Below are 25,697 nucleotides of genomic sequence, written 5' to 3'. Positions count from 1 at the left end.
CGTGTCCGGTCGGCGACCCGCCGACCGGACACGCCGCGGATCAGAACCTCCAGACGATCCCGCCACGGACGGCACCGTCCACGCTGCGATGGCCGAGCAGGCCGTCGTACGCCAGGGTGAGCGCGGTGCTGCGTGACAGCGGCATGGTCAGATCGGCATCCAGCACCATCGCATCCCGCGCCATTGGGACGCCCTCGACGATGAAGGCCGAGCTTCCGTCAAACGTCATCTCCGCCTGCGGGCGCATCCGCCCGAAGCCGTGCCTCCAGCCGATCTGCAGATGCGCATCTAGAGTGCGGCGGCCCATCAGGAAGCGCGTGCCGGCACGGGTACCCAGGGTGCCGTAGGCCAGCACGTCATCATGCCCCTGCACGGCCAGGGCAGCCTGCCCGCCCCGCTCGGCGAAAGCCGGACTGGCCAGGCGCACGTAGGCCACCTGCGCAAATGGCTCCAGCGACGTGCCATGCCAGGACATCAGGCGCCCGAGCTCGCCGAACGCCTGCGTGGTGCCCGCATGACCATGCGCGAACAGGCGCTCGGAAAAGCCGTCGAATGCCGCGGTACGCGCCGCATCGAACCGATGCCAGCTGTACGCGAGGGCGCCGCGCAGGCGCCAGTTGCCACGCTGCTCACCGGCGTAGATGCCCAGGTGCGTGTCGTTGCTGCGGTCGGTGCCAGCGCGCGCCGGTACACGCAGCGAGGTGCGGGTATAGCCCGCCATCAAGCCCACGCGCGCCTGCTCGCCGACCGGCAGGTCACCTCCGACGATCGCACCGCCCAGCGAACGAGGCGTTCCCGCCGCGTTGCCATCGCTCGCCCGGTGTCCCCACGCACCGACCACCTGACCCCAGGCGGTCAGCCCGTTCGCGGTGGGCGCGTCGACCGCCGGGCCCGCGGCAAGGTCTGCTCCGGTCGATTGCACCAGGCGTCCGTCCGCCGCGTCGCGGATGAAGCGGCTGTCGTCGAGCAGGGTGCCTTGAAAGCTCGGATGGATGTCGCCGGAAAGCGCATCGCCCGCGTTGCGGATCGCGGCATCGGTCGGCTGGTTGGCGACCGCGGTGAACACCGGGTTGGCAACAGCGAGCGTCTGCACGCCGCCAAGTACGGCCCGCTGGTTCCGCGTCCCGTCGATGCTGGCGAGGCTGCGCTGCTGGACCACGTCGAGGTAGACGTGATCGGCATCGTAGGCAGGCGCCACACCGAGCACTGCGCTGACCGCACCGTTGCCGGCCAGGGTATACCGCCCCTGCACGCCCCGCCCCGCGCTCAGCACGGTGTAGCGCGCGCCAGCCTGATAGAACCGGCCGGGCACGGAGGGTGCCGCTCCGAGCAGGGCCCCGGCGGCCAGGTACGCCGAACCGTCGACGGCGATGCCGGCGGCGGCGTCCGGCTGGCTGGCCAGCGGCTGCACGCGGAGGGTCGCCCCGGCGGACTGGCGATAGTCCCCTGCGCCGAGCAGGCCCCTTCCATCCGGTGCGATGCCGCCGGCGCTGGCCAGCAGATCGCCGCCGATCCGGCCCTGTCCGGCAAGGATGCCGCTGCTGTCCAGGCCACCGCCGATGTCGCCGCTGTCATTCAGCAGTCCCTGGTTCACCACCGAGCCACCGATACGGCCCTGGTTGTCCAACACGCCGAGGTTGAGGACTCCGCTGACCAGCGAGCCGGTCAGCAGCAGTTCGCCACGGGCCGCCACCCCGGTCGTCCCGGTGTAGGTGTTGCTGCCGCTGAGCTGTTGGCGCCCTCCCGCGACCACCAGGGCACCACCGCCCGTACCGCTCAGGCCACCATCGGCGAGACGGCCGGCGAAGTTGCCTGAAGCCCCGGTCAGCATCAGCACGTTGCTGCCAAGCAGCACCTCGCCGCTACCGGAAAGCGAGGCCAGCTTGGTAGCTTGCGCGGTACGTGAGATGTCCAACGCCCCATCGATCTGCGCGCCCGAGGACTGCGCAATGCTGCCCGGCCCGGCCAGGCCCAGCCAGCCGCCATGCTCGACCACCGTCGCACCGGTGTAGGTATTGCTGCCGCTGAGATTGGCCACGCCACCGGTCGCCACCGCGAATGGTCCGTTCCCGGAGATGGTGCCGGCCAGGCCCAGCGGCCCCATCGCCGCGGTCGCGGTGAAGCCGGTGGTGATCGGCGCGTCGGTGACGTAGAACGGCGTGTAGCCGGTCGACTGATTGGCCAGGTCGTACATCACCGCGTTGTGCATGAAGAAGCTGATGCCGTAGATCGCACTGCTCGGGAAGCCGCCGTAAGGGCCCAGCGTGACCACGTTGCTGTAGTCGCCGCTGGCATCGTTGCCGGTGGTGATCGAGGCGGGCAAGGCACCGTGCGCCGCCCCGGTCACCGTGAGGGTGATGCCAGGGTTCTCGTCGCCATACGGATTGAGATGGCCCGCGGTGGTTTCGCCAGCGACCAGGCCCACGCCGTTGTCGATCAGCATGATGTTCGGCGTGCCGGTATCGAACAGCGTCGGAAGCACTGCCGTGGAGGTGTGCCTGCCGTCGCTCAGTGCGTACACGAACTGGGTATCGAACTGGCTGGCCGAGGGCGCCCCGGACAGCGCGAACTGACCCTGCGCGCCACCGCTCCAGGACACCACGCTGAGGAACTGCGCACGCAACGCCGGCGTCAGGCCAAGGATCATGCAGCCCTGGCCGCACTGGCCCGGCACGCCGGCACCGCCGTTGGCCTCGACGATGTAGCCGCTCTTGGTGAGCATGCCCGGCACGCCGTTGCCGAAGTCGCCGGCACCGAAGGTGCCGTAGAACGCCCCCTCTTCCGGCGCCTTGCCGTCAGCGAGGTTTTTCTGGAAGTCGGTGTCGATCTTGAGCGTCACGTTGCCGACGGTGCCGACCGGATCGCCGGTGGAGGTGGAGCTCACCCAGGCGTAGTTGATGGCGACCGGTGCCCCGGCGGCAGTGCCGAAGCTGCCCACCCGCGTGCTGGAGCCACTGTTGTAGAACTGCATGCTGGACACGGTCGTGGAGGACTGCAGGTAGCCGTAGCTGCCGTCGCCGTACAGGTAGAACTGCAGCGGCCCGGTGCTGGCGCCGGCCTCGTTGGGAAACCAGTCGGGCGAGCTGCCCTGCAGGGCGCCCAGGCCCACGTCGATGTTGAAGGAGTCGGAGCCGGTGTCGAACAGGTACTCCTTCGGGGCAGCACCGTTGACGCCCACGTTGATGCCCAGGCGGTAGCCGTACTGGCCGTTGCCGTAGTCCTGCCTGATCAGGTCCAGTGGCACGTCGGTGGTCTGTGCCCAGGCGTGGGACGCGAACGCGCACGCCAGTGCGATGGCCAATGGCCGGTATGCAATCTTGCTCACCCCTGTCTCCCCGGTTTTTGTCTTGACGGTCTCGCCGGGCCCCGGCGGGGCCGACGAAAGGGACCGGCTGCCGCGCGGGCAACCGGCCCTTCGCTCACAGGACGTGCGAGGGCGGGGAAACGGAAATGGCGGGCGTCAGAAGTCGACGCTGCCGCTGAGGCGCAGCCGGGTGCGGGTGCGCAAGGGCACGAAGGTCTCGTCGAAATCGGCGGCATAGAGCCTTCGACCGAACAGATTGGCCGCCCCGAGGGCGACCCGCCAGCGCGGGGTGCGATAGGACAGGGCAAGCTCGAACTCGGCCTGCCCGGGTACGCGATACCGGGTGCTGAAGTCCGAACTCTGTCCCAGCGAACGGCTGCGTGCGTGGACCCCACCACCGATACCCCAGCCCTGCAGCCATGCCCCCCGGAACCGGTAATCCAGCCACAGGTCCAGGCGCTGTCGCGGCGCGCCGGGGGCCGCGGTGCCGTCGCGGTTGGCGATGTGCGCGCGGGTGTAGCCCAGGCTGGCATCCAGTCCGCTGGCGAGACGCCCGATCAGCTCCACCTCCGCGCCGCGGTTGGTCTGACCCGGCCCGAGCGAGGCGAAGCCCGGTTGCTGCGCGGATACCAGCAGGTAACTGTGATCGAGCCGGATGCGATAGGCCGCAACGGTCAATCGCGCCTGGTGGTCGAACAGCTCGAACTTGGCACCGGCCTCCACCTGGCGGGACAGCGCCGGCGGCAACAGGCGACCGTCACTGCCCAGGTAGGAAAGCGACTGGAATCCGCTGGCCACGCTGGCGTACAGCGTCGCTCCCGGCACGGGCTCGAAGGCCACGCCGGCATCGGGCACCCACCGCGCGCGGCGCAGTCGTACGGTCCGCCCCTGCCCGTCCGCGGCGAACACCTCGTAGGCGGATCGCCGGGCCGTGGTGATCAGGTTCCAGCGCTCGCCGATCGCCCACTGGTCCTGCACGAACAGGCCGGTGTCGGTCTGCCAGGGCGAACCCGGCTGTGGCTGATCGTCGGCGGGCGTGAGGACAGACGCAGCCGGAGGCAGCGTGGCGGTCCCACTGAAGTCGAAGAACGGGTTGCTGTCCAGCCCTACGCGGTCCTCGATGTGGCCGACGTGGGCGCGTGCATAGTCCAACCCCAGCGTCACCGTGTGTTCGGTCGCAGCGGTCGTGAACGTGCCGATCAGGTCGTTCTGCAACGAAGCGTAGGCGTCGCTGTAGCGGTACTGCTGGGCGATCGCCAGCACCTGACCACCTGGCTGCGGGTCGGTCAGCGTCCACGCCGATGAAGCGTTGCGTTGCCGCACGTATTGGCCGCGGCTGCGCCAGGTCCAGCGCGTATCGAGCTGGCGGTCGAACAGGTAGTAGAGACGGCTGGTGTGATAGCTGGCGTAGTCACCCGGGTAGCCCGGCAGCACGCCGAACGGCGAGGCCTGTGACAGGCTCCCGCCAAGCAGCACCAGATGATCCGGCACCGGCAGGCGGTTGGCGATGCGCTGGTAGCCCACCACCAGCCGGCTGCGCCCGTCCTGCCAGGCGATCGAGGGAGCGAGGTAGCCGCTGCGACGGTTGCGATACCCCTGGACCGAATGGTCGGCATAGTCGCCGTAGGTGATCAGGCGGTAGTCAAATCCGGGATGTCCACGCAGCGGCCCGGTCAGGTCCACGCCGAGGCTGGTCCGACCGCCGCCGTCGAGCGCGTACTGCAGCATGCGTGCCGGCCGGTCCTGTGGTTGTTTCAGGGTGACGTTGAGCAGACCACCGAAGGTGTTGCCGGTGCTGTCGCCAAGGATCGACTGCGGCCCCTTGAACACCTCCACCCGATCCAGCCCGATCAGCGGCGGCAGGTCACCCGAGCCGGCGATGCTGCCCGGCATGCCGTCGATCAACCCGTTGCCGGTATCGAAGCCGCGGATCCGGAACGACGGCAAGCCACCGGCGCCGGCGATCGCCTGCACGCCGGCGACGTTGCGCACCACGTCGGCCACGCTCTGCGCCTGCTGCGCGTCCATCAGGTCGCGGGTGATCACGCTGACCGACTGCGGCACGTCGATCAGCGCCGCATCGTCACGCGCCGCCGTGCTGGTCAGCATGGCCAGAAAGCCGCGATCCCTGGCCACCATCGCGTCGGCCTCCACCGGCGCCAGTTCGCGGGTCGGCGGCGATGCCGGCCGCGAAGCGGCGCGGGTAGCCAGGGGCGTCACCGCCACGGTATCCGCGCCGCTGAACGAGAAGCCGAGCCCGGTGCCCTGCAGCAGATCCGCCAGCGCGACCTCCGACCCGAGGCAACCGCGGACACCCGGCGAGCGCACCCGTGCCACGGCGGCGCCGTCGGTGAGCACCTGGAGGTTCGCCTGCCGGCCGAATGCGATCAGCGCTGTGGCCAGTGGCTGGGCGGGCAGGTCGAAACGCCGGCATGCGGTGGAAGGGACCGCCGCGCAAAGCCGGGGCAGCCCGACCAGCAGGCTGCCCAGCAGCCAGCATGCCCTTGCCCTCCCCATGTGCCCCCGCGCTCCCCGGCGAAAGCCGGCAGTGTGGCATGGGCTGACCGCCGCGGCGACAGATGTCAGCGTGGCCCGCGGTCGCCCCCGTTGCGTTCGAGCACGGTCGAGCCGGCCTGCTGGCGCACTACCACCGGCAACACCTGCGGTAGCGTGCGCAGCCACTCGTCGATGGCATCGATGCGCACGGTGCCGGTGAAGGTCAATGCCTCCAGCCGGGCATCGCCGATGCGCAGCGGGGAGGGCCGGTAGCGATTGATGTTGGCCACCACCACCGGCAACGGCTCATTGTCGAAATCCAGCCGACCGTCGCGCCAGGTGGCCACCTGGGCCGGATCGATCGCGACCACCTGCATCGCCGGATGCGTGGGATCGAAGCGGATGGCCTGCCCGGCGCCGGCCTCCAGGCTGCCCCCATGCCCGTCGGCCACGCGCACGCGGCCCTCGGCCACGGAGATCGTCACTTGCTCACCGGTGCGGCGCACGTCGAACGCAGTGCCGATGTCCTGGATCGTCACCGCGCCCGCCCGCACCAGGAACGGTCGCCGAGGGTCGTGCACGACGCGGAAGAGAGCCTCGCCGCGCTCAAGCTCGACCGCGCGCCGTCCGTCGGCCAGCCGGGTGCGGAGCGCCGTGGCTGCGCCGAGGACGATCTGCGAGCCGTCGGCCAGGCGGATCTCCTGGCGAGCGCCGGTCCCGCTGGCATAACGTTGTGTGGTGCTGCCGCGATCCGGCCAGGCGAGATAGCCAAGTCCCACCGCAAGCAGAACGGCCGCGGCGGCCGCCAACGGCATCCAGCGCGGGCGCACGCGCGCGGGAGCGAACTCGGCTACCAGCCGGGCCCGTGTCACCGCGCCGGCTTGCCCGAGCCGCTCGGCCATGTCGCCGATCTGTTCGAACGCCGGCAGGTGGCTGGCATCCTGGTCGATCCAGACCAGCCACTCGTTGGTCGTGCGCTCGCCGGCATCGGCGGCGCGCAGGCGCATCCACCAGTCGGCGGCCATGTGCAGGGTCTGTTCGTCGATGGGACGGGGCATCAGGGGTTCTCCGGTTCGTCCATCCGCGCCCGGCAATGGGCGAGGGCACGGGTGACGTGGTAGCGCACCATGCGCTCGGTGACCCGCATGTCGCGGGCGATTGCACCGACGTCGCGGCCGTCGATCATGTGGGCGACAAACGCCCGGGCGGTCTTCGCGGGCAGTTCGCGCAATGCTGCTGCCACCCGGTGCAGGCGCTCGCCGGCCTCGGCCGTGCGCTCCGGCACCGGCGCAAGATGCAGTTCCGGCCCCTCCGGCTCGGGCGCATGGCTGGTGCGCACCTGGCGCATCCGCAGCCGGTCCACCGCGAGATTCGAAGCGATCCGGAACAGATACGCCCGCAGCGAATCCACCGCCTCCGGATGTTCCAGGGTGACCAGTCGCACATAGGCTTCCTGCGCCACCTCCTGTGCGTCGGCGAGCGAGTCCAGCCGGCAGCGAAGGAACGCTACGAGCGCGCGGTTGTGCTCGCGGAACAGCTCGGCCACGCGAAGAGCATGTGCCGGATCGGGCGATTCCCGCATCGTGCCGCGATCGTGATCTGGCGTATGCATGGGCGGTGTCCGGCGTTCATCCGGGTTCGGCAGGGGCCTGCCGATGGTAGCCATGGCCGGATCTGGCGGCATGGTTTCCGCCGTTCCGGCATCAGCAAGAGACAAGGCACTCTCCCGAGGCATGCTTGGAGCATCCGTGTGGTGACTGCCTGCATGACGTTCGAGCCGGGCCAAACGGAAATCGACCCTCTGCAAAAGGAAAACCCCGCCTTGCGACGGGGTTTCCGGGTACTGCGATGGCGAGGCGGACTTAGAAGTCCATGCCGCCCATGCCACCCATGCCGCCGGCCGGGCCGTGGGCGTGGGCTTCTTCCTTCTTCGGCACTTCGGTCACGGCCGCTTCGGTCGTGATGATCGAGCCGGCCACCGAGGCGGCGAACTGCAGCGCCGAACGGGTCACCTTGGTCGGGTCCAGGATGCCGAAGGCGATCATGTCGCCGAACTCGCCGGTCGCGGCGTTGTAGCCGAAATTGCCCTGGCCTTCCTTCACCTTGTTGAGCACCACGCTCGGCTCCTCGCCGGCGTTGGCCACGATGGCGCGCAGCGGCGCCTCGAGCGCGCGACGGGTGATCGCGATGCCCAGGTCCTGGTCGGCGTTGGCACCCTTCAGACCCTCGACCGCCTTCAGCGAGCGGATCAGCGCCACGCCACCACCCGGCACCACGCCTTCCTCGACGGCCGCACGGGTCGCGTGCAGGGCGTCTTCGACACGCGCCTTCTTTTCCTTCATCTCGACCTCGGTGGCGGCACCGACCTTGATGACGGCCACGCCGCCGGCCAGCTTCGCCACGCGCTCCTGCAGCTTCTCGCGGTCGTAGTCGGAGGAGGTCTCCTCGATCTGCGCCTTGATCTGCGCGATGCGGGCCTGGATCTTGTCGGCCTCACCGGCGCCGTCGATGATGGTCGAGTTCTCCTTGGTGATCACGACCTTCTTGGCGCGGCCGAGGTCGGCGATGGTCGCCTTCTCGAGCGACAGGCCGACTTCCTCGGAGATCACCTGGCCGTTGGTCAGGATCGCCATGTCTTCCAGCATCGCCTTGCGACGGTCGCCGAAGCCCGGCGCCTTCACGGCGGCCACCTTCACGATGCCGCGGATGGTGTTGACCACCAGGGTGGCCAGCGCCTCGCCTTCCACTTCCTCGGCGACGATCAGCAGCGGCTTGCCGGCCTTGGCCACGCCCTCGAGGATCGGCAGCAGCTCGCGAACGTTCGAGACCTTCTTGTCGTGCAGCAGGATGAACGGGTCATCCAGCTCGACCTGCTGGCTCTGCTGGTTGTTGATGAAGTACGGCGACAGGTAGCCGCGGTCGAACTGCATGCCCTCGACCACGTCCAGCTCGTTCTCCAGACCCGAGCCTTCCTCGACGGTGATCACGCCTTCCTTGCCGACCTTCTTCATCGCGGTGGCGATGATCTCGCCGATCGCCGCGTCGGAGTTGGCCGAGATGGTGCCGACCTGGGCGATCGCCTTGTCGTCGGTGGTCGGGTTGGAGAGCTTCTTCAGCTCGCCGACCGCGGCGACCACGGCCTGGTCGATGCCGCGCTTGAGGTCCATCGGGTTCATGCCGGCGGCGACCGCCTTGAGGCCTTCCTGGATGAACGCCTGCGCCAGCACGGTGGCGGTGGTGGTGCCGTCACCGGCCACATCGGAGGTCTTGGAGGCGGCTTCCTTGACGATCTGCGCGCCGATGTTCTCGTACTTGTCGGCCAGCTCGATTTCCTTGGCCACGGACACGCCGTCCTTGGTCACGGTCGGAGCGCCGAAGCTCTTCTCGAGCACGACGTTGCGGCCCTTCGGGCCGAGGGTGACCTTGACCGCGTTGGCCAGGGTGTTGACACCCTTGAGCATGCGGGCGCGGACGTCTTCGCTGAAGCGGACTTCTTTGGCTGCCATCTTTGTATTCCTCGAAATTCAGTGGTTTTGGCGAGAGATGCGGGAGAGGCCGATCAGCCTTCGATCACCGCGACGATGTCGTCTTCCTTGAGGAAGACCAGCTCTTCGCCGTCGATCTTGATTTCCTGGCCGGCGTACTTGCCGAACAGGACGATGTCGCCTTCCTTCAGGCTCATCGGGCGGACGTTGCCGTCCTCGAGGATGCGGCCGGTACCGGCGGCGATCACCTTGCCGCGGGTCGGCTTCTCGGTGGCGCTATCGGGGATCACGATACCGCCGGCGGAGACGCGCTCCTCTTCCAGGCGCTTGACGATGACGCGATCGTGCAGCGGACGCAGTTTGCTCATGGGTGGCTCCAGCTCACTTTGGATGGTTGAGGGAAAAGGCCCGGTCCGATGCCGTTGTTAGCACTCGGTACCGATGAGTGCCAATTCTAGCGATGCATGAACCCCATGCAAGGCCCGGGCGGCTCGCTGCCAAGTTGGGACGTAACCTGGTCATCTCAAGAGGCGAACACCCCGGCACTGCCTGCTAGGCTGCATTTTCCGTTCTCGCCCCCACCTGTCATGCCCGACGATGTCCTGGTCTGCCTGAGCACCTGCCCCGGAGCCGAGTCCGCCCGGGCGCTGGCCGAGACGCTGGTCGCCGAGGGTCTGGCCGCCTGCGTGAACCAGCTGCCCGGGGCGATCTCCACCTATGCGTGGCAGGGCCGCCTGCACTCCGATCCGGAGGTGCTGCTGGTCATCAAGACCACTACCGGCCGCTTCGAGGCGCTGCGGGAACGGCTGATCGCCCTGCATCCGTACGAGGTACCCGAACTGGTCGCCCTGCCGGTGGTCGACGGACATGCGCCCTATCTGGACTGGGTGCGCGCCCACGGCGCGGTCGGCGGGGGCGACGGCACCGCGCCGTCCCCTGCTCCATAATCCCCGTTCGCTCTCCGCGAACCGAAACGCTGGAAACGTAATGCGATTGATCAACCCGGGGCGGCTCGTCGCCCGCCTCCTTCTCGCCGCACTGTCGCTGTCCGCTGGCCCAGCCCTGGCCCAGGACACCTCCAGCCTGCTGCCGGTCACCGAGGCCTACAAGCTCAGCGCCGATGCCAGCCAGCCCGGTGTCTTGAAGCTGCACTGGGACATCGCCCCGGACTACTACCTGTATCGCGGACGGATGAAGTTCACCGCCGGCGAAGGCATCACACTCGGCACCGCGCAGTTGCCCGATGGCGACAAGCACCACGACGAATACCTCGGCGACGTCGAGACCTATCACCACGGCATCGATGCTCGCCTGCCCTACACCGCCGCCGCGGGCGCCACGAGGCTGCAGGTGGCGGTGCAGTTCCAGGGCTGCCATGAGGTCGACCCGAAGATCTGCTACCCGCCGCATACCGAGAAGCTCGACCTGCCGCTGCCGGCGGCAGCCGCCGGCGCCACCAGCCCGACTGGCTTCGGGGCCACCCTCGGCAAGCTGGGCGCGGCCGGGGCCCTGGGTGCGCCGGGCACGCCGCTGCCACCGGAGCAGGCCTTTCGCCTCGATGCCGTGGCGACGGCCCCGGACCGGCTGCTGCTGCGCTGGTCCATGCCGCACGGCTATTACCTGTATCGCGACAAGACCGAACTCTCCACACCCGGCGCCGGCGGCCTGAAGCTGCAGCCCGCCTGGCCGGCCGGCACGCACCACCAGGACGATTACCAGGGCGAGACGGTCATCTACTACGACGAGGTGGAAGTCCCGGTCGGCATCGCCGGCGACCTCGGCGGCCGCCATCAACTCAGCGTGCAGGCGCGCTTCCAGGGCTGCCAGGACGGTGGCATCTGCTACCCGGTCATGACCCGCACACTGCAGGTGTCGCTGCCCGCCGCCGGCGCCGGCCAGGCATCGGCATCTACCGAAGCGACTGGCGGCGATACCGCCTCCGCCGCCCCGCACGATGGGCTGCTGCTCGCCCTGCTGCTCGCCCTCGGCGGCGGCCTGGTGCTGAACCTGATGCCGTGCGTGCTGCCGGTACTGTCGATCAAGGCGGTGAGCCTGCTCGAAAGCGGCGAGAGTCCTGCCCGCGCCCGCCGCCACGCGCTGACCTATACCGCCGGCGTGATGAGCAGCTTCGCCGTGCTCGGCGTGGCGATCGTCGGCCTGCGCGCCGCCGGCCACGCGCTGGGCTGGGGCGCCCAGCTGCAGCAGCCGCTGGTGGTGGCCCTGCTGGCCTGCGTGATGTTCGCGGTCGGCCTGTCGATGTCCGGCGTGGTGCAGTTCGGCGCTTCGCTGGGCAACACCGGCGCCGGGTTGGCCAGCCGCTCCGGCCCGGCCGGCGACTTCTTCACCGGCGTGCTCGCCGTGGTGGTCGCCAGCCCGTGCACCGCGCCGTTCATGGGCAGCGCGCTGGCGTACGCGTTCGCCGCACCGATCGCTGCCGCGCTGGCGGTGTTCCTGATGCTCGGCGTGGGCCTGGCGCTGCCGTTCCTGCTGGTGGGCTTCGTGCCGTCGCTGGCTCGCCGCCTGCCGCGCCCGGGCCGCTGGATGGAGACGCTCAAGCAGGTGCTGGCGTTCCCGATGTACCTCACCGCCGTGTGGCTGGCCTGGGTGCTGGCGCACCAGCGCGGCGCCGACGCGATCGGCCTGCTGCTGGTGGCGATGGTGCTGCTGGCCATGGCGCTTTGGTGGTTCGAGCGCAGCCGTGGCGGCCGCCCGGCCAGCCGCCTGTGGGTGCTGGCTCTCCTCGCGCTGACCGTGGTGCCGCTCTACTACCTCACCCGCATGCCGCCGCCGTCGGTCAGACCCGTGGCCGCCGAGGGCGTGGTCGCCTACTCGCCCGCGAAGCTGGCCGAACTGCGCGCGGCCGGCACGCCGGTGTTCGTCGATATGACCGCCGACTGGTGCGTCACCTGCAAGGCCAACGAACACACGGTGCTCGACACCGACCGCTTCCGCACCCTGCTCCAGCGCACCGGCGCGGTCTACATGAAGGGGGACTGGACCGACGTGAACCCGACCATCGCCGCCTTCCTGCAGCAGTACCACTCGCCGGGTGTACCGCTGTACGTGGTGTTCCCGAAGGGCGGCGGCGAGGGCAAGGCGCTGCCGACCGTCCTGACCGCCGGCATCGTCGAGCAGGCACTGACCGAGGCCAGCCACTGATGTTCAACCGCCAGACCTGGACCGTGCTGCTGGTCGCCACCCTGTTCGCCGCCGCCGGCGGCTGGCTGCAGCACCGGAGCCGGCTGGCCCGCGTGCCGGCAGGCGTGCACGTGACGACCATCGGCGACCTCGCTCCCGACCTTGCCCTGATGGGTAGCGACGGCCGCCAGCATCGGCTGTCCGACTACCGCGGCAAGCGGGTGCTGCTGAACTTCTGGGCCAGCTGGTGCGGCCCCTGCCTGGAGGAGATGCCGACGCTGGCACAGGCTGCCCGGCAGCATGCCGGGAGCGCGACGGTGATCGGCATCGCGATGGACGATCCGGCCCGCGCCCGCGCCTTTCTTTCCGTGCACCCGGTGGATTACCCGATTCTGCTGGGCGAGTTGGTCTCGCCCAGTACCTCGCTGCGTTTCGGCGATACCACGCAGGTGCTGCCGTACAGCGCCCTGCTGGACGCGGACGGGCGCCTGCTCGCCACGCGCCGCGGCCCGCTCGACCCCACCACGCTGGCGCGCTGGCTCGGCGGCGGCCCGGTGGACTGAACTTGACCGGTCACATACGTCCGCGCACGGTTTAACGCGGACTTCTCCGTCAAACATCGTCGATCTGCGCCGAACTGGACAACTCGAATCGGTGCGATCACACTGAGGCGCTTCCGGACCCGTTCCGACCTTGGCGAAGGCAGCCGCATGGCGAAGATCCTGGCCCTGCACGGCCCCAACCTGAACCTGCTGGGTGTGCGCGAGCCGGACATCTACGGCCGCGAGACGCTGGCGGACATCAACGCCGGCCTGGCCGAACAGGCACACGCCGCGGGTCACGAACTGAGCTGGTACCAGTCCAATGCCGAGCACGAACTGATCGGCCGCATCCACCAGGCGCGCGACGACCGGACCGCGATGATCCTGTGCAACGCCGGCGCATTCACTCACACCAGCATCGCCCTGCGTGACGCGCTGTCCGCCGTGGCGATCCCGTTCATCGAGGTGCACCTGTCCAACGTGCACGCCCGCGAGCCGTTCCGCCACCACTCCTACCTGGTGGACATCGCCGTCGGCGTGGTCAGCGGCTTCGGCAGCGACAGCTATCGGCTGGCGCTGGATGCCGCGGTACGTCGGCTGGCCCGGCCCGAGGCCGACATGCCGCGCTGAGCGCGGCAGTCCGGATTCCGTTTTCCTTTCCAGCCGCCCGCGGGCGGTAACCCTGCAAAAAGGTTTGCCTTATGGACCTGCGCAAGATCAAGAAGCTCATCGACCTGCTCGAGGAGTCCAACCTCGCCGAACTGGAAATCAAGGAGGGCGAGGAAGTCGTCCGCCTGTCGCGCGTACCCAAGGGCGGCATCACCGTGGCCGCCCCGGCACCGGCGGCGACGCCGGTCGCGGCGCCGGCTCCGGCGGCCCCGGTGGCCGCCGCCCCGGCGGCAGACGCGGCGCCTGCCGCCGACGCGCTGCCGGCCGGCCATGTGGTCAAGGCGCCGATGGTCGGCACCTTCTACGCCTCCTCCACCCCGGGCGCCCCGGCGTTCGTGAAGGTCGGCCAGCAGGTCAAGCAGGGCGAGACGATCGGCATCATCGAGGCGATGAAGATGTTCAACCAGATCGAAGCCGACGTCGGCGGCACGGTGCAGGCCATCCTGGTCGAGAACGGCCAGCCGGTGGAATTCGACCAGCCGATGTTCGTCATCGCCTGATCCGGCAGGACATATTCCGATGCTAGAAAAAGTCGTCATTGCCAACCGCGGCGAGATCGCGCTGCGCGTGCTGCGCGCCTGCCACAGCCTTGGCATCAAGACGGTCGCGGTGCACTCCACCGCCGACCGCAACCTCAAGCACGTGGGCCTGGCCGACGAGGCGATCTGCATCGGTCCGGCGCCATCGACCGACAGCTACCTCAACATCCCACGCATCATCGCCGCGGCGGAGATCACCGACGCCCAGGCGATCCACCCGGGCTACGGCTTCCTCTCCGAGCGCGCCGACTTCGCCGAGCAGGTGGAGCAGTCGGGGTTCATCTTCATCGGCCCGACCGCCGACGTGATCCGCCTGATGGGCGACAAGGTCGAGGCGATCAAGGCGATGAAGGCGGCCGGCGTGCCCTGCGTGCCGGGCTCCGGCGGCCCGCTGGGCGAAGACAATGATCAGAACATGCGCATCGCGCGCGAGATCGGCTACCCGGTGATCATCAAGGCCGCCGGCGGCGGCGGCGGTCGCGGCATGCGCGTGGTGCGCACCGAGGCACACCTGGGCAATGCCATCACCATGACCAAGCAGGAGGCCAAGGCGGCCTTCGGCAACGACATGGTGTACATGGAGAAATTCCTGGAGAACCCGCGCCACGTGGAGATCCAGGTACTGGCCGACGGCCAGGGCAATGCGATCCACCTGGGCGAGCGCGACTGCTCGATGCAGCGTCGCCACCAGAAGGTGGTGGAGGAGGCGCCGGCCCCCGGCATCACGCCGGAGCTGCGCGCGGAGATCGGCAAGGTCTGCGTGGATGCCTGCATCCGCATCGGCTACCGCGGCGCCGGCACGTTCGAGTTCCTGTTCGAGAACGGCCGCTTCTACTTCATCGAGATGAACACCCGTATCCAGGTGGAGCATCCGGTGACCGAGCTGATCACCGGCGTCGACCTGGTGCGCGAACAGCTGCTGATCGCCGGCGGCGAGAAGCTGTCGATCCGGCAGGAGGACATCAAGATCACCGGCCATGCGATCGAGTGCCGCATCAACGCCGAGGACCCGGACAACTTCATGCCCTCACCCGGTACGGTGAAGCGCTTCGAGGCCCCGGGCGGCCCCGGCGTGCGCGTGGACACCCACCTGTACGACGGTTACCGCATCCCGCCGAACTACGACTCGATGATCGGCAAGCTGATCGTGCACGGCCGCGACCGTGCCACCGCCATCGCGCGCATGCGCCTGGCGCTGGCCGAGACGGTGATCGAAGGGGTGAAGTGCAACATTCCGCTGCAGCAGCGCATCATGGCCGACGTCGGTTTCCAGCAGGGTGGGCAGAACATCCACTACCTGGAAAAGCGCATGGCCGAGCACAAGGGCCATCCGTCCGGCGACCACTGACCCCGCAGCGGATATCAAAAACCTCAGAGGCAGGTGCGATCGCCCTGCCTCTTTTTCTTCCCAGCCGACACGCACTTCTCCCACTCCTCACTTCTCTTCGCCCACCTCCCTCCTCATGCCCTTCCTCGAACTCTCTCTCACCGTCCGTGCCGAACAGCAGCCCCAAGTCGAGGAGGCGCTGGAGGAACTGGGCGCGCTGTCGATCACCCTGCGCGATGCCGACGCCGAAACGCCGGACGAGCGGGCGATCTTCGAGCCGGGCGTGGGTGAGCTGCCGCTGTGGCCGACGATCACGCTGAACGTCCTGTTCGAGGCCAACACCGACCGCCGCGGCCTAGCCGAGGCGGTGGCCGAGCTGCTGCCCTGGGTGGAGCCGGACCAGCTCGCCTTCACCGACGTCGAGGACCAGGACTGGGAGCGCGCGTGGATGGACCAGTTCCAGCCGATGGCCTTCGGCCGGCGGACCTGGATCTATCCGTGGAACATCGAGCCGCCGCAGGACGACGCCATCGTGGTCGTCCGTCTCGATCCGGGCCTGGCCTTCGGCAGCGGCACCCACCCCACCACGGCGCTTTGCCTGGAGTGGCTGGACTCGCTCGACCTCGCCGGCAGGACGGTGACCGACTTCGGCTGCGGCTCCGGCATCCTCGCCATCGCCGCACTCAAGCTCGGCGCCGCCAACGCGGTCGGTGTGGACAACGATCCGCAGGCACTGACCGCCTCGCTCGACAACGCCGAACGCAACGGTGTGGCCAACCGCCTCGCCGTGTGCCTGCCGGAGGATTTCCATGCACCGCCAGCCGACGTGTTCGTCGCCAACATCCTGGCCGGCCCGCTGGGCGAACTGGCACCGACCTTCGCCGCCGCGGCGAAGCCGGGTGCACCGTTCGCCATCTCCGGCATCCTGGACGGGCAGCAGGACGAACTGCTCGAGCACTACGCCGAGTGGTTCGACGAACTGCGCGTGGACCGGCGGGAGGACTGGGTCCGCATCAGCGGACGCCGCCGCTGAGCCGCGCGTTCCGCGCAATGCCACGATGATTTGTCGCCTCCGCTGCACTAGGCTGGCGGCACTTCACCGCGCCGGTCCGCATGTACACCCAGTGCCCTGACTGCCTCACCGTTTTTTCGCTCGACGCCGACGCCCTGATGCCGGCGGGTGGGCACGTGCAATGCGGACATTGCCAGACGGTGTTCGATGCGCTCGCCTGCATCGCCAGCCAGCTGCCGCCCGAACCCTTCCAGCGCCTGGCGCCGCCTGCCGTGGCCGGTCCTCCGCCCCAGCTGGAGCTGGCCGTGTATCGGCCACGCCCCGAGCCGGAAGCCGTGGTGGGGGCGAACGGACTGCCCGTTGCCTGGCAGGACCAGGACATCGCCCCGCGCTTCGCCCGGCGGCGGAGACGCAGTGCATCGGACCACGGCCTGGGCGAGCGCCGCTGGCCCTGGGTGACGGTGTGTCTGCTGCTGACGCTGCTGCTCGGCGCCCAGGTCGCATGGGCCCAGCGCAACACCCTGTTGTCGGACCCGGTGACCGGTCCCTGGCTGCGGCAGGCGTGCACCGTCCTCGGTTGCCGGCTGCCACTGGTACGCAGCGTGCGGCAGATGCATCTGCTCGCCCGTGACGTGGAGGCGCATCCCAGCGTCAAGGGCGCGCTGATGATCAGCGCCACGTTCCGCAACGATGCCCCGTTCGCCCAGCCCTATCCGATCATCACCCTCGTGCTGTCCGACCCGCAGGGGCATCACGTGGCGATGCGCCGCCTGCGGCCGTCAGAGTACCTGGACGACAGCGAAAGCCTGCGCGCCGGCATGGCGCCCGGCGCGACCACCGCCGTCGTGCTGGAGGTCGAGGATCCCGGCCGCAGGGCCGTGGCGTTCGAGTTCGGCTTCGAATAGTCAAGGGCGCCACGCACTTAATTTTGCACCCCGGCGCGAGTACACTCCGTGACTTCGCGCAGCAGGTCGTTCGGCATCGGCTGCCTGCCGCTTCCGCGGCAACCACCAATCAGATCGAGGCGACGGCCGACGCAGCCGTCGCCCTAGGACGTGAGGGATATGCCTTTGAATGCCGTGAGACTGCCTGTCCCCGAGGCCGGCCGGGATGCCTCGTCACAGAGCGCGCTGAGCGAGTGTGTCGCGCGCACCGTGCGTCGCTACCTCGCCGACATCGGCGACACGGAATGCAGCGAGGGCCTGCACGCGCTGGTGATCCGCGAGGTCGAGGGGCCGCTCCTGCGTGAGGTGATGGCGTTCCACGAAGGCAACCAGAGCCGCGCTGCCACCGCGCTTGGCATCAACCGCGCCACGCTGCGCAAGAAACTGGCCCAGCACGGCCTGCTCTGACCGGGCGGGACATCGCCCAGCGATGCATCAGGGCCCTGCGGGGCCCTGTTTCGTTTGGCCATCCATACCGCCGAGCGATTCCCGGCAACGGGCGGAATGACGCGGGGCTCCTGAGCTATAATCTCCGGTTCCCGAAGCCCTGGAAGCCGCCATGTCCGCCCCTGCCGTCACGCCCGTCCGCCGCGCCCTGCTCAGCGTCTCCGACAAGACCGGGCTGCTCGACCTGGGCAAGCGCCTCGCCGCGGCCGGCGTGCAGCTGCTGTCCACCGGCGGCACCGCCAAGGCGCTGCGCGAGGCCGGCATCGCGGTGACCGACGTCAGCGAGATCACCGGCTTCCCCGAAATCATGGACGGCCGCGTGAAGACGCTGCACCCGAAGGTGCACGGCGGCCTGCTCGGCCGCCGCGGTACCGACGATGCGGTAATGGCCGAACTGGGAATCGCACCGATCGACCTCTTGGTGCTGAACCTGTATCCGTTCGAGGCCACCGTGGCCAAGCCGGACTGCACGCTGGAACAGGCGATCGAGAACATCGACATCGGCGGTCCGGCGATGCTGCGCTCGGCGGCGAAGAACTGGAACGACGTCGGCGTGCTTACCGAGCCGGCGCAGTACGCCGAGGCGATCGCCGAGATCGAGCAGCATGGCGGCCTGACCCGCGCCACTCGCTTCAAGCTCTCCGTCGCCGCGTTCAATAACGTGGCCAACTACGACGGCGCGATCAGCGACTACCTCTCGGGCCTGAAGCTCGACGAGGCGCACGAGGCGATCGCCGGCCACGAGGCCTTCCCGGCGCAAAGCAACTCCCGCTTCGTCAAGGTGATGGACCTGCGCTACGGCGAGAACCCGCACCAGAGCGCCGCGTTCTACCGCGATCTTTATCCGCACGCCGGCACGCTCGCCACGTTCAAGCAGCTGCAGGGCAAGGAGCTGTCGTTCAACAACATCGCCGACGCCGACGCTGCGTGGGAATGCGTGCGCAGCTTCGTCAAGCCGGCCTGCGTGATCGTCAAGCACGCCAACCCCTGCGGCGTGGCGGTGAGCCTGGACGGCATCGGCAAGGCGTATGACCTGGCCTACCAGACCGACCCGACTTCGGCCTTCGGCGGCATCATCGCCTTCAACCGCGAGTGCGACGGCGCGACTGCGCAGGCGATCGTGGCGCGTCAGTTTGTCGAAGTGGTGCTGGCGCCGTCCTACAGCGACGAGGCGCTCAAGGCGTTTGCGAAGAAAGGCAACGTGCGCGTGCTGGAAATTCCCGTGCCGCCGGGCACCGACCTGGTCGCCGCGCACCCGGGCAACAACGTCAAGCGGGTCGGTTCGGGCCTGCTCATCCAGACAGCCGATACCGGCATGGTCAAGGCCGAAGACCTCAAGGTGGTCACCCAGGTCGCGCCGACGCCGCAACAGATCGACGACCTGATCTTCGCCTGGAAGGTGGCCAAGTTCGTCAAGTCGAACGCCATCGTCTACGCCAAGCACCGCCAGACCATCGGCATCGGCGCCGGCCAGATGAGCCGCGTGTACAGCGCCAAGATCGCCGGCATCAAGGCCGCCGACGAGAAGCTCGAAGTGCGCGGATCGGTGATGGCGTCGGACGCGTTCTTCCCATTCCGCGACGGCATCGACGCGGCGGCCGCCGCCGGCATCAGCGCGGTGATCCAGCCGGGCGGCTCGATGCGCGACGCAGAGGTGATCGCCGCCGCCGACGAGCACGGCATGGCGATGGTGTTCACCGGCATGCGCCACTTCCGCCACTGATCGCCGCAGCGCCGTGCATCCGCTCGACCGCCCGATCTGGTCCAGCTTGTCGACGGCGCACGAAGCGCTGTCGCTGGGCGACGCGCTGGCGCGGCGTTACCTCCCCGACGTGAATCTGTTCGCCTCGGCGCGCGACGACAGCGACCAGGCGCTCGCCGCACTCACCGCGCTGGTCGGCCCGGGCGAGCAGGTCTACCAGCTGCAGGTGCCGGCCATCACGGTGCCGCCCGGCCTGGTCGCCGTGAAGCAGGCGTGGGGCGTGCAGATGTTGGCCGAGCAGCCGCTGGCCAAAGGCGAGGACGAGAGCGGCATCGTGCCGCTGGGCGACGACGACGCAGCGGAGATGCTGGCGCTGGCCACGCTCACCCAGCCCGGCCCGTTTCTCGCCCGCACGCATCGCATGGGCCGCTTCGTCGGCATCCGCATCGACGGCCGCCTCGCGGCGATGGCCGGCGAACGCTTCCGCTTCCCCGGCTGGACCGAAGTCAGCGGGGTGTGCACGCATCCGGACTTCCGCGGCCGCGGCCTGGCGCGGCGGCTGTCGCAGCACGTTGCCGCCCGCATCGCCCTACGCGGCGATGTCGCGTTCCTGCATGCCTGGCGTGACAACACCTCGGCGATCCGGCTCTACGAGCAGCTCGGCTTTGCCTGGCGCACGGACGTGCACGTAGCCGTGCTCGCGCGCGCCTGAGTGCCGCGGTGAACACGCCCGCTTAAGCCGCGGCCCGCTAGCGTCGGGGCGACTTCCTGCGAGGCAGCCGACGTGCGCTATCAGCTCTTCTACTGGACCGGTATCCAGGGCCGCGGTGAATTCGTACGACTGGCGCTGGAAGATGCCGGAGCAGACTACGTGGATGTGGCGCGCGTGCACGGCGACGGCGCCATGCAGCCGTTCCTCGACGGCGCGAAGCCGGGCGTCACGCCCTTTGCGCCGCCGTTCCTCAAGGCCGGGCGGCAGGTGATCGCGCACGTGGCGAACATCCTGCACTACCTCGGCCCCGCGCTGGCGCTGGTGCCGCCTAGCGAGGCACGGCGCCTGCAGGCGCTGCAGTGGCAACTGACCATCGCGGACTTCGTCACCGAGATCCACGACAGCCACCACCCGCTGGGCGGATCGCTGTACTACGAGGAGCAGCGCAAGGAAGCGGCGCGCCGGGCCGAGGCGTTCCGTCGCGATCGGCTGGGCCGTTTTCTCGGCTACTTCGAGCGCGAGCTCGCTGCGGCCGGTGGGCACCACGCGCTGGGCCGGCATTCCTATGTCGACCTGTCGCTGTTCCAGCTGATGCGCGGGCTCGAATACGCCTACCCGAAGGCGATGCGCAGGCAGGCGCGCAAGCTGCCGCACCTGCGCGCGCTGGCCGACCGGGTGGAGCAGCGCCCGAACATCGCCGCCTATCTCGCGTCACCGCGGCGGCTGGCCTTCAACACGCAGGGCATCTTTCGCCACTACCCGGAGCTGGACGGCTGACGGTTGCGCTTGCCTGGGACCCCGCCGTGGCATCGCACGTCGCATCCTCGCGCGGAGTCACTACAGCCTCTGTAGGAGCCCGCTCGCGGGCGATGCCTTTTGGCGTTGATGGGAATCAGGAGCAGGAGCATCGCCCGCGAGCGGGCTCCTACACAGGGAGCGCTAGAACAGGGCGATCACCATGGCGCCGGCAACGATCAGGCCGCCACCCACCAGCATCGGCACGCTGGGCTTCTCCCCCAGAAACATCAGGCCCAGCACGATCACCATCGCCACGCTGAGCTTGTCGATCGGCGCCACCTTGCTCACCGGCCCCAGCTGCAGCGCGCGGTAGTAGCACAGCCAGCTCAATCCGGTGGCGATACCCGAGAGCACCAGAAACAGCCAGCTATGCCAGGGCAGGCCGGACGGCCGGGCCCACTCTCCGCGCAGGCTGAGAATTGCGGCGGTCACGCCGAGAATCACCACCGTGCGGATGAAGGTGGCCAGGTTCGAATTGATCCCGGCCACGCCCAGCTTGCCGAACAGCGAGGTGAGCGCGGCGAAGAACGCCGAGCCCAACGCGAAGAGCAGCCAGCTGTCGCGCAGCGGCATCCTGCGCGACTCAGTTCGAGCCGTCGTCGCCGCTATCTCTGGTCTCGGCCGGCGGGCGGCTCTTCCCCCACTCCAGGATCTTGTACATCACCGGACCCACCGGCTTCTGGCCGTGCTCGTCGACCCAGCGCCCGTTCGGATCGACCATGTAGGTCTGCTCGATCCCGTTCTTCGGTGTCACGACCACCATGTACAGGCGGCCGCTGCGACGGTACTCCTGCACCGTCTGGTCGCCGTCGCGATGCACGCTGACCTGGGGCATCGCCTCCGCCGGACGCTTATCGCCCGGTGCACGCGGCAGCGGGATCGGCTTGCCGGGCAGATGGGTCGGGGTGATCTCGGCGGGCGTCGATTCCGGCGTCGGCGCAGTCTTCGCCGGAGCAGGGGCGGTGGCCGTGTTCACGCCCGGGTCGTTCAGGCCCGGCGGCGGCAGGGCCGGCAGGTCGGGTTTGGCCGGAACATCCTGCGCATGCACCTGCGCAGCGAGCAGCAGGGCGGCGAGAGCCAGGGGAAGGCGGGCGGACATGGCGCGTAACCTCACGCAGGGGACAGGTCCGCAGCATAGCAGCGGCCACCCCGCGCAAATGCTGAAGGCCATGTCGCAGCGGTCACCTGCGCAGGCCCATGCGAGAATGCCACGCATGGCCAAGCTCATCCTGATCGACGGTTCCTCCTACCTCTACCGCGCTTTCCACGCGCTGCCGCCGCTGACCAACGCGCAGGGCGAGCCGACCGGCGCGTTGTTCGGCGTGGTCAACATGCTGCGCGCCACGCTGAAGGCGAATCCGGATTACCTCGCCTTCGTCAGCGACGCGCCCGGCAAGACATTCCGCGACGACATGTACGACCAGTACAAGGCGAACCGGCCGCCGATGCCGGACGACCTGCGCGCCCAGGTCGAGCCGATGCTGGCGATTGTCGAGGCACTGGGCTTCCCGATCCTGCGCGTGCCCGGGGTGGAAGCCGACGACGTGATCGGCACGCTGGCGCGGCAGGCCGAGGCGGTCGGCATCGAGGTGGAGATCTCCACCAGCGACAAGGACATGGCGCAACTGGTCAGCCCGCACATCACCCTGGTCAACACCATGACCAACTCCGTGATGGACGGTGCCGCGGTAAAGGAGAAATTCGGCGTGCCGCCGGAGCGGATCATCGACTTCCTGGCACTCACCGGCGACACCATCGACAACGTGCCCGGCGTGCCCAAATGCGGCCCGAAGACCGCCGCCAAGTGGCTGGCCGAATACGACTCGCTGGACGGCGTGATCGCGCACGCCGACCAGGTCGGCGGCAAGATCGGCGAGAGCCTGCGCGCCGCGCTGCCGCAGCTGCCGCTGTCGCGCGACCTGGTCACCATCAAGACCGACGTGGCACTGGAACAGGTGCCGACCGATCTGGCCCGCCGCGACATCGACGTGGCGACGCTGCGCGAGCTCTACACGCGCTACGAGTTCAAGCAGGCGCTGAAGGAACTGGACAGCACCGACGCCCCGGTAGGAGCGCACCCTGTGCGCGATGCTCTTGCTCCTGATGCAGCAGAAGGCGATCGCGCACAGGGTGCGCTCCTACCCGCAGACAACGCGCCGGGCAGTTACGAACTGGTCACCACCCCGGCCCAGCTCGATGCCTGGCTGGCGAAACTGGAAAAAGCCGAGCTGATCGCCTTCGACACCGAGACCACCAGCCTGGATGCGATGCAGGCGGAGATCGTCGGCGCCTCGTTCGCGGTCGAGACCGGCCACGCCTGCTATGTCCCGCTGGCGCACGACTACCCCGGCGCGCCGGTGCAGCTCGATCGCGCCGCCACGCTGGCCGCGCTCAAGCCGATCCTGGAAAACCCCGCGCGCCCCAAACTCGGCCAGCACGCCAAGTACGACATGAACGTGCTGAGCCAGTACGGCATCACCGTGCAGGGGCTGAAGCACGACACGCTGCTCGAGTCCTTCGTGTGGAACGCCACCGCCACCCGGCACGATATGGATTCGCTGGCGAGCAAGTACCTCGGCTACGAGACCATCAAGTACGAGCAGGTGGCCGGCAAGGGCGCCAGGCAGATTTCCTTCTCCCAGGTCGACCTGGAAACCGCGCGCGACTACGCCGCCGAGGACGCCGACGTTACCCTGCGCCTGCACCACGCACTGTGGCCGAAGCTGCGGAGCGAACCGAAGCTGCGCGAGGTCTACGAGACCATCGAGATGCCGCTGGTGCCGGTGCTGGCGCGGATGGAGCAGCGCGGTGTGCTGATCGACGTGGACGAGCTGCGCCGGCAGAGCCAGCAGTTGGGCAAGCGCATGCATGAGATCCAGCAGCAGGCGTACGCCGAGGCCGGCCGCGACTTCAACCTTGACTCGCCCAAGCAACTGCAGGCGATCCTGTTCGACGAGCTGGGCCTGGCGGCCAAGGTGAAGACGCCCACCGGCCAGCCCTCCACCAACGAGGAGGCGCTGGAGGCGATCGCCGACGAGCACGCGCTGCCGCGGCTGATCCTCGACTACCGCGGTCTGGCCAAGCTGCGCTCGACCTACACCGACAAGCTCTCCGGCATGGTCAACCCGCGCACCGGCCGCGTGCATACCAGCTACCACCAGGGCGGCGCGGCGACCGGGCGGATCTCCTCGTCCGACCCGAACCTGCAGAACATCCCGGTGCGCACCGAGGAGGGCCGGCGCATCCGCCAGGCCTTCATCGCTCCCGAGGGCTGGCGGGTGATGGCGGCCGACTACTCGCAGATCGAGCTGCGCATCATGGCCCACTTGTCCGGCGACGAGGGCCTGCTCAAGGCGTTCCAGGAAGGCGGCGACGTGCATCGGGCCACCGCGGCCGAGGTGTTCGGCCTGCCGCCGGAGGAAGTCAGCGCCAACCAGCGCCGCGCCGCCAAGGCGATCAACTTCGGCCTGATGTACGGCATGAGCGCGTTCGGCCTGGCCAGGCAGCTGGGCGTGGATCGCGGTGAGGCCGGCGATTACATGGCGCGCTACTTCGCCCGCTATCCCGGCGTGCACGCCTTCATGGAAGCCACCCGCGCCCAGGCGCACCGCGACGGTTACGTGCAGACCATCTTCGGCCGCCGGCTGTACCTGGAGAACCTCAGCGCCCGCAACCAGTCGCTGCGCCAGGGCGCCGAGCGCGCCGCAGTGAACGCGCCGATGCAGGGCAGCGCGGCGGACATTATCAAGCGCGCGATGATCGCCGTGGACGGCTGGCTGGCCGGTCGCGACGACGCCCGCATGCTGATGCAGGTGCACGATGAACTGGTGTTCGAGGTCCGAGCGGACGCGGTCGACGCGGTGCGCGAGGGCGTGGTCGCGCGGATGAGCGGCGCGGCCGAACTGAAGGTGCCGCTGCTGGTCGACGTAGGCGTTGGCGCCAACTGGGACGAGGCGCACTGAACCCGCGCGGTTGTTGGATTTTCGTCAAATGAATCGGCGCTAAATCTTTCCCGGGGGTGAGGGCAACTTTTCCCGGCTTCGGACGATCTATTCCCTCGGATGCACGCAACGGCATCCATGGGTTCCACCCCTCCCTGGAGAACCCATCCGATACGCGCCTTCCCCTGGGCCTCCGTATCGCGGCGATACCGGTCTTCCCCTGGGCCGCTTCGCCAAACCCGGCCCCGAAGGCACCCCCTGGCCTTCGGGGCTTTTTTTGCCTGCGGGACATGAATGAAGGCGATCGCCTGCACCCGGCCTGCACGCGCCAACCCCGTATGATCGGCGCACCCAAACAGGAGGATCACCCATGCGTGCAGGTCTCATCATCGTCGGCGTCTTGCTGTTGGCCGCAGGTATCTGGGTCACCGTCGGCAACGGCAGCTACAAGAAGACCGATACCGTGGCCAAGCTCGGCCCGGCCGAGATCACCGCGACCCACGACCAGGCCATCCCGCAGTGGGTCGGCATCGCCGGCATCGTGATCGGCGGCGTGCTGGCCATCGGCGGCTTCGTCAGCAAGCGCTGAGGCCTCATCCGCGAGGACATCCGGCCGTCGCCCCCAGGGTCGGCGGCCTTCT

The 25,697-nt window shown here is 68.9% G+C and carries 22 protein-coding genes; 14 read left to right on the top strand and 8 right to left on the bottom strand.

Going from position 1 to position 25,697, the window contains the following annotated elements; genetic code table 11:
- Nucleotides 1-40 precede the first annotated feature (40 nt).
- From NC595_RS03820 to groES, 6 genes are all read right to left on the bottom strand, one after another.
- Complete coding sequence (locus NC595_RS03820) at nt 41-3,325, bottom strand: autotransporter family protein (protein ID WP_253564935.1); 3,285 nt, start codon at nt 3,323-3,325, stop codon at nt 41-43.
- Between the two features lie 135 nt (nt 3,326-3,460).
- Nucleotides 3,461-5,821: a TonB-dependent siderophore receptor gene (locus tag NC595_RS03815; RefSeq protein WP_253564934.1), complete on the bottom strand. Its 2,361-nt coding sequence runs from the start codon at nt 5,819-5,821 to the stop codon at nt 3,461-3,463.
- A 65-nt stretch (nt 5,822-5,886) separates the two neighbouring features.
- Complete coding sequence (locus NC595_RS03810) at nt 5,887-6,858, bottom strand: FecR family protein (RefSeq protein ID WP_253564933.1); 972 nt, start codon at nt 6,856-6,858, stop codon at nt 5,887-5,889.
- Nucleotides 6,858-7,412: an RNA polymerase sigma factor gene (locus NC595_RS03805; protein WP_425493077.1), complete on the bottom strand. Its 555-nt coding sequence runs from the start codon at nt 7,410-7,412 to the stop codon at nt 6,858-6,860. Before NC595_RS03805 ends, NC595_RS03810 begins: the two co-directional genes overlap by 1 nt.
- Nucleotides 7,413-7,662: 250 nt before the next feature.
- Entirely contained in the window at nt 7,663-9,306 is a 1,644-nt protein-coding gene (gene groL, locus NC595_RS03800) for a chaperonin GroEL (protein WP_063673822.1), read from the bottom strand.
- Between the two features lie 53 nt (nt 9,307-9,359).
- A complete protein-coding gene (groES, locus tag NC595_RS03795; protein ID WP_017462604.1) occupies nt 9,360-9,653 on the bottom strand; it encodes a co-chaperone GroES in 294 nt (97 codons plus the stop codon).
- A 219-nt stretch (nt 9,654-9,872) separates the two neighbouring features.
- Here groES and cutA point away from each other — a divergent pair, with 219 nt between their 5' ends.
- From cutA to NC595_RS03735, 12 genes are all read left to right on the top strand, one after another.
- Nucleotides 9,873-10,232: a divalent-cation tolerance protein CutA gene (gene cutA, locus NC595_RS03790; protein WP_253564932.1), complete on the top strand. Its 360-nt coding sequence runs from the start codon at nt 9,873-9,875 to the stop codon at nt 10,230-10,232.
- Between the two features lie 40 nt (nt 10,233-10,272).
- Entirely contained in the window at nt 10,273-12,444 is a 2,172-nt protein-coding gene (locus NC595_RS03785; protein WP_253564931.1) for a protein-disulfide reductase DsbD family protein, read from the top strand.
- On the top strand, nt 12,444-12,986 hold the full coding sequence (locus NC595_RS03780; RefSeq protein WP_253564930.1) for a TlpA family protein disulfide reductase: 543 nt from the start codon (nt 12,444-12,446) through the stop codon (nt 12,984-12,986). Before NC595_RS03785 ends, NC595_RS03780 begins: the two co-directional genes overlap by 1 nt.
- Nucleotides 12,987-13,133: 147 nt before the next feature.
- Nucleotides 13,134-13,595, top strand: coding sequence for a type II 3-dehydroquinate dehydratase (gene aroQ / locus NC595_RS03775; protein WP_253564929.1), 462 nt, complete (start codon nt 13,134-13,136; stop codon nt 13,593-13,595).
- Nucleotides 13,596-13,666: 71 nt separating this feature from the next.
- Nucleotides 13,667-14,134 (top strand): acetyl-CoA carboxylase biotin carboxyl carrier protein, encoded by a 468-nt coding sequence (accB, locus tag NC595_RS03770; protein WP_253564928.1) that lies wholly within the window; start codon nt 13,667-13,669, stop codon nt 14,132-14,134.
- Nucleotides 14,135-14,153: 19 nt separating this feature from the next.
- A complete protein-coding gene (accC, locus tag NC595_RS03765; RefSeq protein ID WP_253564927.1) occupies nt 14,154-15,521 on the top strand; it encodes an acetyl-CoA carboxylase biotin carboxylase subunit in 1,368 nt (455 codons plus the stop codon).
- 115 nt (nt 15,522-15,636) lie between these two features.
- Entirely contained in the window at nt 15,637-16,533 is an 897-nt protein-coding gene (gene prmA / locus NC595_RS03760; RefSeq protein ID WP_253564926.1) for a 50S ribosomal protein L11 methyltransferase, read from the top strand.
- Nucleotides 16,534-16,613: 80 nt separating this feature from the next.
- The gene (locus tag NC595_RS03755) at nt 16,614-17,417 is read left to right on the top strand and encodes a zinc-ribbon and DUF3426 domain-containing protein (protein WP_253564925.1); all 804 of its coding nucleotides are present in this window, start codon (nt 16,614-16,616) and stop codon (nt 17,415-17,417) included.
- 159 nt (nt 17,418-17,576) lie between these two features.
- Nucleotides 17,577-17,864: a helix-turn-helix domain-containing protein gene (locus tag NC595_RS03750; protein ID WP_253564924.1), complete on the top strand. Its 288-nt coding sequence runs from the start codon at nt 17,577-17,579 to the stop codon at nt 17,862-17,864.
- A 151-nt stretch (nt 17,865-18,015) separates the two neighbouring features.
- Nucleotides 18,016-19,626 carry a bifunctional phosphoribosylaminoimidazolecarboxamide formyltransferase/IMP cyclohydrolase gene (gene purH / locus NC595_RS03745; protein ID WP_253564923.1) on the top strand — a complete coding sequence of 537 codons (1,611 nt, stop codon included), beginning with the start codon at nt 18,016-18,018 and terminating at the stop codon, nt 19,624-19,626.
- A gap of 13 nt (nt 19,627-19,639) precedes the next feature.
- A complete protein-coding gene (locus tag NC595_RS03740; protein WP_253564922.1) occupies nt 19,640-20,317 on the top strand; it encodes a GNAT family N-acetyltransferase in 678 nt (225 codons plus the stop codon).
- Between the two features lie 72 nt (nt 20,318-20,389).
- Nucleotides 20,390-21,094 (top strand): glutathione S-transferase, encoded by a 705-nt coding sequence (locus NC595_RS03735; RefSeq protein ID WP_253564921.1) that lies wholly within the window; start codon nt 20,390-20,392, stop codon nt 21,092-21,094.
- A gap of 162 nt (nt 21,095-21,256) precedes the next feature.
- Here the strand turns inward: NC595_RS03735 and NC595_RS03730 are convergent, their stop codons facing one another.
- Together NC595_RS03730 and NC595_RS03725 are read right to left on the bottom strand one after the other, a co-directional pair.
- Complete coding sequence (locus tag NC595_RS03730) at nt 21,257-21,688, bottom strand: EamA family transporter (RefSeq protein WP_253564920.1); 432 nt, start codon at nt 21,686-21,688, stop codon at nt 21,257-21,259.
- 10 nt (nt 21,689-21,698) lie between these two features.
- Nucleotides 21,699-22,214, bottom strand: coding sequence for a DUF2782 domain-containing protein (locus tag NC595_RS03725; RefSeq protein ID WP_253564919.1), 516 nt, complete (start codon nt 22,212-22,214; stop codon nt 21,699-21,701).
- Between the two features lie 115 nt (nt 22,215-22,329).
- Here NC595_RS03725 and polA point away from each other — a divergent pair, with 115 nt between their 5' ends.
- Both polA and NC595_RS03715 read left to right on the top strand, forming a co-directional pair.
- The gene (polA, locus tag NC595_RS03720) at nt 22,330-25,077 is read left to right on the top strand and encodes a DNA polymerase I (protein WP_253564918.1); all 2,748 of its coding nucleotides are present in this window, start codon (nt 22,330-22,332) and stop codon (nt 25,075-25,077) included.
- Between the two features lie 349 nt (nt 25,078-25,426).
- Nucleotides 25,427-25,645: a hypothetical protein gene (locus tag NC595_RS03715; protein ID WP_253564917.1), complete on the top strand. Its 219-nt coding sequence runs from the start codon at nt 25,427-25,429 to the stop codon at nt 25,643-25,645.
- Nucleotides 25,646-25,697: the final 52 nt, after the last annotated feature.

It is taken from the genome of Dyella lutea (genome assembly GCF_024158035.1).
In the GTDB taxonomy this organism is placed as follows: Bacteria; Pseudomonadota; Gammaproteobacteria; order Xanthomonadales; family Rhodanobacteraceae; genus Dyella_A; species Dyella_A lutea.
Note: the sequence above shows the minus strand (reverse complement) of the source record. Positions and strands in the feature narration are given on the sequence as shown.